Source organism: Geminocystis sp. GBBB08 (assembly GCF_016743215.1).
Classification (GTDB): Bacteria; Cyanobacteriota; Cyanobacteriia; order Cyanobacteriales; family Cyanobacteriaceae; genus Geminocystis.
Map to the genome: position 1 here is coordinate 54,115 of NZ_VRZC01000004.1, position 10,877 is coordinate 64,991.

A 10,877-nucleotide genomic window follows, 5' to 3' on the forward strand; every position below is an offset into this window, starting at 1 on the left:
GGTATTATTGTATTGGTGCAAGATCTGAGTCGAACTCAGGTAAAATTTTGGGTAGGGGAAAAGTGTTGCGGTATGGAGTGCTGGGGTATGGCAAGGGGTTTAAACCCCAAGAAACAAGAATTCATCAAAAATATATCTTAATTGATTTTCTTATTTTCAATTCGAGAATTGACTAATCATCGTTAAACTAATAAACTCTCAAAAGCTAAACCCTCAAAATTAAAACTATTGGCATAATTAGTAATTACATTATTTGTTTCTGGTTGCCCCGTATAAAGATAAGCCCCTCCGGTGTTATTCTGAAAACGGGTAATATTATCCGCCATTTGAGAATCAGCACCATAAGCATAAAAAGCGATACCCTCCTCTATAAACTGGGGATAGTTAGCACGAATTGACTCACTTTCAGTCTCTCCGGCATAAATATAACCTACTAGGCTACTATTACGGAAGCGATTGAAGGCAATTAAACCATCTTCTGGAGTATCAGACACATAAAAAGCTAATCCCTCCTCAATAAAATTATTAGAGTAATTACTGAGTATAGATTCTCTTTCTTCCTCACCCACATATAAATAACTACCTTGGGTATCAAGACTGCGGAAACGATACATAGGCGTATCTAACAAAATTTCTGGAGTCTCCCCATTGCTGAAAAATCCTCGCTTAAAGGCTAAACCGTTTTCTACTCCATCAAGATCAAATTTATCACCATCTTGAAGATGTAAAATTACTCCCTCATACTTATTATCACCATCTTCATCGAAAAATTCTGCTCCTGTTGTACCGTTAAAGGTGAAAGGCTCATATTTTTGGGTTTCGTTGTTTAAGATGTAATAACTATTAAATTCTTTCTCTCCCTCAAAGTAAAGTTTTATCTCCCCTTTGCCTTCGGTAGTGGTGACACGAAATTCTAAAATTCCTCCCATAATGCTATGGGGTTGCTCTTTGATGATATGATTCCAATTACGGATTTGTCCATCACTGGGATTAACATAGAGATTAAATTCATCGGTTAATGGGGTATGGCTTTCTTTTTCCTTAGTGACGAGTAAACCAAATTCCCTTGTGCCAGTATAAACATCATCTAAGGGTAAAACAACAGAGATGGTTTTACTGCTTTCCCCTGGTTGAAAAACTGCCCTTCCTAACACGGGGTGATAATCACTTCCTGCTTTTCCTCGTCCATCTTGAGTGATATAGTGAAATTGAACATATTTATCTAAATTACCCGTGCGTTGAATCACAAACTCTATCTTACCATCAGCTTCGTTAGCAATGGGATTAGATACAGATAAACGAGTGGGAGTATTATTAATATTATCACTACTGGAGAGGGAAGTAGAAACCGCGCCGATATTTCCTGATTCATCCATAGCGAATAAAGCAGTATTTTGTTTTTGTGAGGAGATTTGAGAGGAAACTTCGGGGTTAAGTATTGGTTGGGGGGTATTAGTTAAAGGTGCATTAAAAGTCACATTGGCAATCACTTCTCCTTCAGAAATCAGAGATTGATTATTGAGTAACTCTTGTTGTTGACTAAAAGTCACAAAATCAGTGATGTTAGCATTACCAGTATTGAGGGTAGTTAATATTTCTCCTGCTGAATTTTTAATGTATAAACCACCATCAGCACCTAATTGTAAATATCCACCCGGATTACCCACTGTATCAGATGCCCATAAAGCAAATTCTGCGTCACCCGGTACGTCAACAGGTTGTAAAGTATTATAAAGGACAAAATTACCATCGGTTTGCATGAGGACTTGAACTGCATCTGTAACTTGTTGTCCATCTTTTTCTGCTGTCCAAATTTGCTCCCCTGATTCAGATAGTAAGACGAGGCTACCTTCTTCATTGAGTAATAATTGAACTGTATTAGTTTGCTCTACATGACGATTTAAGAGTACTTTTGCGGAGGATTGAGAGGAGGTATATTGATAAAATGTTTGATTGTCTTGATAAATTGTGTCGTTATAGGAAAAGTCAGCACTAAGATTAACAATATCGTTTTCATCCATTAACACAGTGATGGTGTTAGTAGAAGAAAGTTGAGTTACGGTAAGGGAGTTGAGAGTTAAGGTATTTGCACCATAGTTTTCAATATCCAAAATCTCAAAGTTGCCTAAACGACTACTGGGGGAGAGGGTAGTTAAATCCCAGTCTTGCCCGTTATAACCATTAAATTTTAAAGTATCAATGCCCGTGCCACCATCTAAGCGCCGAAAATAGGTATCATGGACAGTAACGAAATCATCTCCTTGACTGGCATAAACTACGTCAATACCGCCGTTAGTGTAAATTTTATCATTCCCTTCACCCCCTAAGAAACTTTCTCCTGTTAGTGTACCAATCATTCTATCATTGCCGATCGTACCTGTTTGATTGACAGTGTTATTAAAATCGCTACCAAAAATCACATAGGTTAAGTTATCGTTGTTACCAGGGGCACCGATGGTAAAATCACTAAATCCATCACCGTTAACATCTTCTCCTCCACTCATGGAAATTCCCGCCTGAGATGAGGGTAAACCAGTAATTAAAAAACCATTAACATTACTACCATTAGACTGATTAGTACTAAGACTGCCTAAGTTAAAAGGATTAGTAGCAGAATAAGTGGATTGCCAATTTGAACTTCCAAACACCACAAAGATAGAACCTTCGTTACTGTTGGTAGTGGGAGAGGCAATAGCTATATCATCATAACCGTCAGCGTTGATGTCTCCTATGGGAGTAAAACTATTGATTTCATAGAAAAGAGATTTACTATCCGTAACCGGTGGATTGACTAAAACCACATCAGGTTGAGCAGAATTACTAATACCATTGACGTTACCATAGTAAATGAGAATTGCACCCTGATTATTTTTTAGTACATTGTTCTCCATAATGCCTAAATTTGCAATATAACCAGAGGCAAGTACAGCAAAATCTTCGATACCATCTCCATTAAAATCACCGATACTATGTAATTGTTGCCCTAATTGTTGAGTTTGGTTAGTGTTATAAATAGGATTAGAGACACTCACTGATAAGGGATTATTACTTTCTGCTTGTGAACTAAATCCTACATAAATATTTTCTTTGAAGAAAACCGCCGAAGCACCTAAATTTAAAAGCTGATTTGGTATTGCTTCACTACTACTCCAAGTATTTCCTCCATCGGTTGAAGTGACATACCGTAAATCGTTGGGGTTGGTAGCCTCATAAAACACATAGACTGTATTGTTTACAGTGACGGAAGAAGGGCCATCAGTGGTTTCTTGATTGGGGATAGTTTTACCACTACTCCAACTCGATCCATTAAAGGTGGTAACATAAATAGACTCTCCTCTACTATCTTTATACGTCACCAAGAGATTTCCTGCACCATTATTGGCAGAGCTGGGTATTACTGTTACTCCAACTTTATCATAAGATTGTTGACCACTGATATGATTAAATTCATCATAACCATACTCCGTCACATTGGCAGGATCAGAAAGGGTGATATAGTTAATCTGATCATCTCCTTCAGCAATGTAAAAAATATATACTTTATTGTTGAATACCACTGGAGTGGGAGACGTACCAGCATTTGTAATTAAAGCAGTATATTGACCAAAACTAATTGATTCGTCATCTCCAGTAAAGGGAGTTATGTAGATAGTCTCATTGGTGGTATGAATTAAATATAGTTGATCATCAAAAACAACTAAAGATGGACTATAAGGAGTATTTAAGCTGGTAAGTACGACTTCATCTTCCCAATTAAAACCATCTTTGCTTCTCATGACATAGATGGAGTTGTTAGTATTCCCTTTAAATGTCATGTATAAATAGCCTTGATATACTGCAAATCCGGGAGGGGCGGGGGATTGTTGGTTAGGTATATCAAAGGAAGACCAATTATTATTATTTAAGGTATCAGAAAGAGAATTTGTCGAGGGTGGTACAATTATATTTGTGGTGGGATTTACCGATGGGTTTGAGCCTAAATAGGTGGTGAATTGTCCACTAAAACCATCTTGAATAGTAAGATTACTTTGGGCAAAACCTGTACCAATATCTTTATAACCATCTCCATTAATATCGCCAATGCCTTCTAAGCTAATTTTGTCAAGATTATTAGGTAATGAACCATTAACAATAATGGTAAACTGTACATTGTGATCAAAATTACCGTCACTGTTGCCTAAAATTATTTTAGAACTATTATCACTGGAAACTATTCCGACATCATCATAACCGTCACCGTTATAGTCTCCTACGGCAAAAGCTTGATCGAGCCCTGTGAGGTTAGGATTAGATAAAGATAAAGTGCCTAAACTGTTGAGATTACTAGAGCCTAATTGTAGATAAAAATTATTGCCCTCGTCAACCACGCCAAAATCTTGTAAACCATCCCCGTTAAAATCTCCCAAAGAGATAATATCTTTCAGTGAATAACTAAAGGCAGAGATAATTAAGTCATTACTAAGACTTCCATCGAGTAAATTTTTAGTGCTACTGCCAAAAACGATAACTCCCCCGTCATCACCACCAGAGAAAACATCAGCAAAACCATCACCGTTAATGTCTCCTAATATCTCGGTAATTGTGCCACCTCCAATTAAGACATAAGGAAGCCCTGAAGAAGTGATCTCGATCGCGCTGTTAGTGTCAGCAGAAGCTATAATAAGTTCATCATCTAAAACTGTAGCTGTTGGACTGAAAGATGTGAGTTGATTAGGTATATTGTTAAATAAAGACCAATTATTGCCATTAGTGGACTTTCCTACATAAATTTTGTTATTAATGTCTCTGTAGGTGAGATAGAGATTTTCGTCATCAGAAGTTAAGCCAATTTGCCCTGTTGCCTTAATGCTGGTTTGCTCAGACACATTCCATGATAAATTATCAAGATTAGTTCCATTGCTTGAGGTGATATAATTATTATTTGGACTGGTAGAAGTGCCTCCTTGATAACCAATATAAAGAGTATCATCTAACACTGTGGCACTCAAGGCACTAGGAGAAGTTTGATTTCCACTACCTGATTGGGTAAGAATGTTAACACTGGATGACCAAGAATTGCTAGACTGGGGGTTATTTGAATGAACATAAACAAGACGACTACCAGAATCATTAGAAGTAAATAGGGTTAGTAATTCCCCTTGATAGACAACTAAAGTGGGGGTAGTTTGAGTGGTTTGCCCAGAAATTTGATATTGATTACTCCACGTTTGCCCATTATCGGTACTGTAAGTTATATTGATGTCATTGTTATCTATTCCCTGATAAGCTAGGTATAATACTCCATTATAAAATGTGATCGAAGGTGGTGAAGTAGTTGTCATTCCAGAGGGTAATCCTATGGCAGGATTCCAAGTTTGACCATTATCGCTACTGGTGGTTAAATAAATGTTATTGTTGTCATTGCCCTTATAAGCAAGATAAAGAATCCCATTATTACTGGTGAGAGACGGAGTAGTGTTTAATTGTTGTTGATTAACAGGAATATCCGTTGAGGTAAAGGTATTATAAAGATCACCATCAATGACAAAACCGTTATCGCTAGAAATATCCGCCAGTTTGATACTAACATCATCCGCTAACCATGGATGTCCATAAACAACGTATAATTGTTGAGCATTGGGTGCAGTTATCATGAAATCATCCAGAGTATCGTTATTCACATCTCCAATGGCAGTTGCAGAAGAACCCACCGACTGATAAGGTTGATTACTATTAAGTAGAAAAGTCTTTTTATTGTCAGTAGCAGTGACATTCAAATCGAATAAAGTACCGACATCATTCAAGTTGAGAGGGCCAAATAATACATAACCTTGCCCTGCACCCATTGCCCCTTGAGGTGCTGTAATTAAAAAATCCTCATAGGTATCCCCATTGACATCTCCAGCAGAAGTGATAACGCTACCTGCTTCCCCAAACTGCAAACCCCCTAATATAATCAAATTGCTGATATAGTCTAAATCTCCAGAGGTGACACTTCCCCCTTTTAATACATAGACTAAACCATCATTAGTATCTGAACCGGGGGCGGATATAGCTAAATCTTTGATAGCATCACCATCCCAATCATCACTAGCCAAAGCGCTACCCGTAAAAGAATTTTCTGCTGTGCCGTTAGATGAGGGTAAAATTGAGCCAGTGAAAGAATAGAGAGGATTGATATTGTTATTGGCAAAAACATAAACCTTGCCTACGGATGCCGATGTGTTGCTAGGGAATAAATTTTGATTGTCTTGAGGAAAAGAGTCAACTCCTACCCATTGATTAGCAACACTAGCTTGAAAAGAGGGTGCACCCACAATTAAGTCATCCACAAGGGTATTTTTAGAAAAACTTTGCCCACCCTTTGCCTTAGAAACGGTTAAAGCATACCCAAGATTTTCTTTACCTGTGCCAGTATAAAAAGTCGTTGCCGTAGTGTCACCATCATAGGCAATGGAAACTAAACCATCTCCATTATTCGCCCCCGGAGTGCCAATAGCAATATCTGCATTACCAGTGCCATTGAAGTTACCTACCGCCACTGCTAAACCAAAATACCCTCCCTCTACAGGGGGATTAATCACATAACCGATATTACTGGAATTGTTACTACCATCAGAAAAGCTATTGTCAGAATTGATAGTAATAGTTTTACCTCTATTATTGGCTAAATAACTGCTTTTGATAACATAGACAACCCCCTTGTTGGGCGCACCAATAATTAAATCGTCTTTACCATCACCATCTACATCACCCGTAGCTAAACTCATGGGAAAGTCACTATTGGCTTGTCCACCATCAATGATACCATTGATCAAAATACCGTTAGGATTGCCTGATAAGTCTGTGGTAGTAAGAGGGTTATTTTCCTTACCGGCTAAAACATTACTATCACCGAATAGTATCTGAATTGTGCCATTATTGAGAATGGATCCATCACTCTTGGTATAACCTCGATTACCCACGATAACATCTATTGTGCCGTCTCCATCTAAATCACCGTTACTGAGGATATAACCGATGGAAGGGTTATCGGTATTGATGATAACACCACTGTCGATAAGGGCTAAACTAGAATCGTTAGCTTCGGTAATTGTGGCGATACCTAATACTTGATTCGAGTTAACGGTTGTGGGTTCGCTGGTGACATCTGCACTGTTGATACTTTGGGGAGTGCTACCATTGATAGAATACTGAAAGTTAGAGAGATTGCTATTACTACCATCGATAAATAAGTCAAGGTTAACATTGGGGCTTAAAATGGTGTAGTCAAATTCGCCATCGGGATTGAGAGGATTAAGTAATGTTTCTCCTTGCACAACTCCTAACTGATTACTTTTAGTATTGCCAACACTATTATTGCCAACACTCCAAGTTAAGGTATTCCCATTACTATCTTGAGCGGTAATTTCGATCGAAATTATTTTAGTACCAGTTTGCTGATTTTGTAAATTGAGGGGTAGGTAAATATCTGGGATGCCGTTGGGATAAATATAACTATTCTTGTTAGCAGACAAATTAGAAACAATATCCCATTGTGGTTTATTAGCGTCTGATAGTTGAGTAGCGGTTACTTTATAGTTAGGGATGATTTGACTAGGGGTGTCGGTTTCGTCATCGATGAAGGCATAATAAGTATTTGGTCCGGGGGGCAAAGGTGCGATATACTGAGCAGAATATTTACTGCCAATATCTGTACCATCCCCAGATAAGATACTAATTAATTGTTCTCCTGTTAAGCTAGGGATATTATTACTATTCAAGTCACTAGGAATAAAATCGCTATAGTCGAGAATTTTGTTATAAAAGGCTACCTCATCAAGATAAAGATTATCGTTACCTCCTCCTAGGGTTAAGTTAGTAGTAGAGGGAAGGGTAAAGTCAATATTATTTTGAGTAACTACAGGTTGCCCATTGAGATATAAAATTACTGTATCACTTCGTCCATCATAGGTGGCAACAAAATAATTCCATGTGTTGAGGTTAATAAGGGAGTCAGGAGAGATATTTTGATTGTCGATGTTAAGGGTTAACTCTAAGGATTGACTGAGACTTAAACTAAATAACCCCTCCATAGAAGCAATATTGAGAGTCTCATTGGGATTATTAGGAATTTTGAACCATAGTTCGATCGAGAAAGAATTACCACTAATCAAATCTAAGTCTTCTGCAAGGGTAAGACTACTACCATTATTAAACAAAACAGCAGGGTTTTTATCCCCCTTATTCGTAGTAGTGTTTTCTAATGCTCCTGTCTGATTATAATTAACTGTATCATTATAAATGCCGTTGCCCCCTGCTCCCCAAGTTCCGCTATTATTAGCTACAGTGCCAGTGTTTTCAGCAAGACGAAAATATAAAAGAGGGTTTCCTTGCAAGGTTAACTCACTATAGGATACTTGTTGAGTTTCTGTCCAAAAAATGGCAGTTTTGCCGTTTATATTAGCAATTTCTAACTCCGTTAAAGGATCGGGTGTCGCATCTTGATATAATAATTGTGGCTCACTCCAGATACCATTACCCTGACTATTGTATGCTAAACTTGACCAATAAATATTAGTGTCCTCATCGGTATAGTTTAACCATGCGGCGATGAGTTGATTATTTTCCCCCATACCTAAAACTATCTTACCTTCTGAGCCTTCTTGGGATACTAAAGGAGAAGCGATACTCCATTGTTGGGTATTGGCGTTATAAATAGAGTAGTAAATATCGGATTGACTTAAACTCTCGTTGATAACATCTATTTGATTATCGCTGTAAAATTCGCCCGGGGTTAAGCTAGTGGGAATATCACTCATATCCGCATTAACCCACATCACCACATTATTACCGTTTTGATCTAATCCTGCAACGGGATTAAAATTCAAGCCTTTTGAGCCGATAATACTGCTAAGATTTGATAGTAAAGCATCCCCTGAAGGTGTGAAGCCATATTTTATGACTGTGGTGGGAGTAGTAGGAGAAGTAATAACAGGTTGATTATTAAAGTTGGTAACAGTGCCGTGATTACCTGTTAATTGTTGTTGCGGTGAGACGGGATTGCCGTTAATGGTGGTGGTATAGTCAACCGTTACTAAATCTCCAGCACCGATTAAGTTACTTCCTGACGGAGGAATCACGTTTAATGTTACTGTGTTACCATTGACGGTGGGTTCGTTAAATAATTGATAGTTAACGCCGTTATTTTCAATGGTGAATTGACTTTCAATGGGGTTGCCGGTTAATGCTTGGTTAAATACTAAGGTAATTCGATTCAAGTTTTGTCCACTGACATTGGCCACGATGCTCCCCGCCCCTAGTAAAATGGGAGGATTAGTCTTATTAGTGGTGTTGGTGAGATTTAAGTCGGTAAACTCGTTAATCCATAGATTTGTATTGGTGGCATCTGTTAAGTATAAATTGCCCGTGTTGCTAGTTGATGATAGGCTATAACTAATTTGAATTTGGGCATCTTCTGGTATAGTTTCATCGAGGATTAAGGTGATACTATTACCTGAAATAGAGGGTGCACCATCAACATTGTAAGTGTTTCCTTGGGTATCAGTAACGGTAAATTGACTGGCTTGAGGTATAGAATCGGCTTGAAGATTCTCCACGAAATTAAGAGTTATTATATCCCCATTAATGAAACCGCCAATAGGTTCGATCGGTGGTACTTCTGCCACCCAAGCCATTAATACCTCTCCTGTTTTTGTTAAGGAAAGAGTGGGGTTGCTATCTTGCCCTAAATCCGCTTCAATATTACCGAGAATGGATTGAGTGTTAAATTGCGGAGGCTCGATTCCTGTCACTAAAGAATTTATTTTAATCTCATTACCGTTATTTTGATAGTCAATGACAACATTTTCATTATCCGTGAGATTCTCATTAATAATTAACTCTACTCCTTGAGATTTTATTCTTAGGGATTGGATTGTGACGGTATTTTGACTATTGCCTACAGCATCGGTTACGGTAACGTTATAGTTACTAATGCTATTGCTAAAGGTAACATTACTATCTAAATTTTGCACAAGAATAGCGGTTAACTCATTGGTGGTTATGCCTTGAGAATTGTCTTGATTAGAAACAACGGTAAACCCTTCTACTTCTGTGCCGTCTTGATATTCTAAATCAGTGGCGATATTGTTAACGGAAGTATAGGTAATGCGATAAGTTTGATTATCTTCAATGCCTTGTGATAGATACAAATTAACAGTATTGCCATTAACTATATCAACTTGATTAACCGTAACGGTGTTGATGACATTGCCATTGTTGTCTATAGTCTGCACTAAAAATTGATTAATATTCGGAATCAGATTACTATTTAAAGTGTTAGTAAATTGAACTCCGATAACAAACTGAGATTGACTGACAGTAATATCACTCTTGATCGAAAAACTAGCTATACTTTCATTATTGACTGTTTCTAAGAAATTCCCTAACCCCTGTTGATTACTATAAGTCACAGTGACATCAGCAACATTTTTATCGAGTTTTAAGACAACCGCATTAGACTCTACTGTAATAGTTTCTATAGTTGCCCCCTCAACACTAAATCTTCTTACATCAGGGATAATATTAGTATTCAAAGGAGTATTAAAACTCAGTATTAACTCATTATTCACAATAGAGTAATTTTGACTATTGCCCGTAGTGGGGTTATATACCGCAGAAAAAGTATCAGGGGAAGTATTAGTTACAGAGAAATTAAAGTTATCTATCTCCTCTCCTTGACTATTTTGTAAATTTTGACTTTGATTATCCGATGTTGTATAACTAACTTGGATTAAATTCGGTTGGGGTGTCGGATTATCTGAGGTTGTGTAGTCATAGTTAGCAGAAAGAGGGATGACTTGAGAAAGTCTTAATTGTATGGTGTTGCCCTCAAGGGTGACTTGAAAAACGGGAAT

General features: G+C 37.6%; 1 protein-coding gene. It reads right to left on the reverse strand.

Annotation, left to right across the window (positions count from 1 at the left end; translation table 11 throughout):
- Positions 1–182: 182 nt before the first annotated feature.
- On the reverse strand, positions 183–10,877 hold a 10,695-nt coding region (locus FWJ34_RS01415; RefSeq protein WP_308253521.1), incomplete at its 5' end, for a Calx-beta domain-containing protein.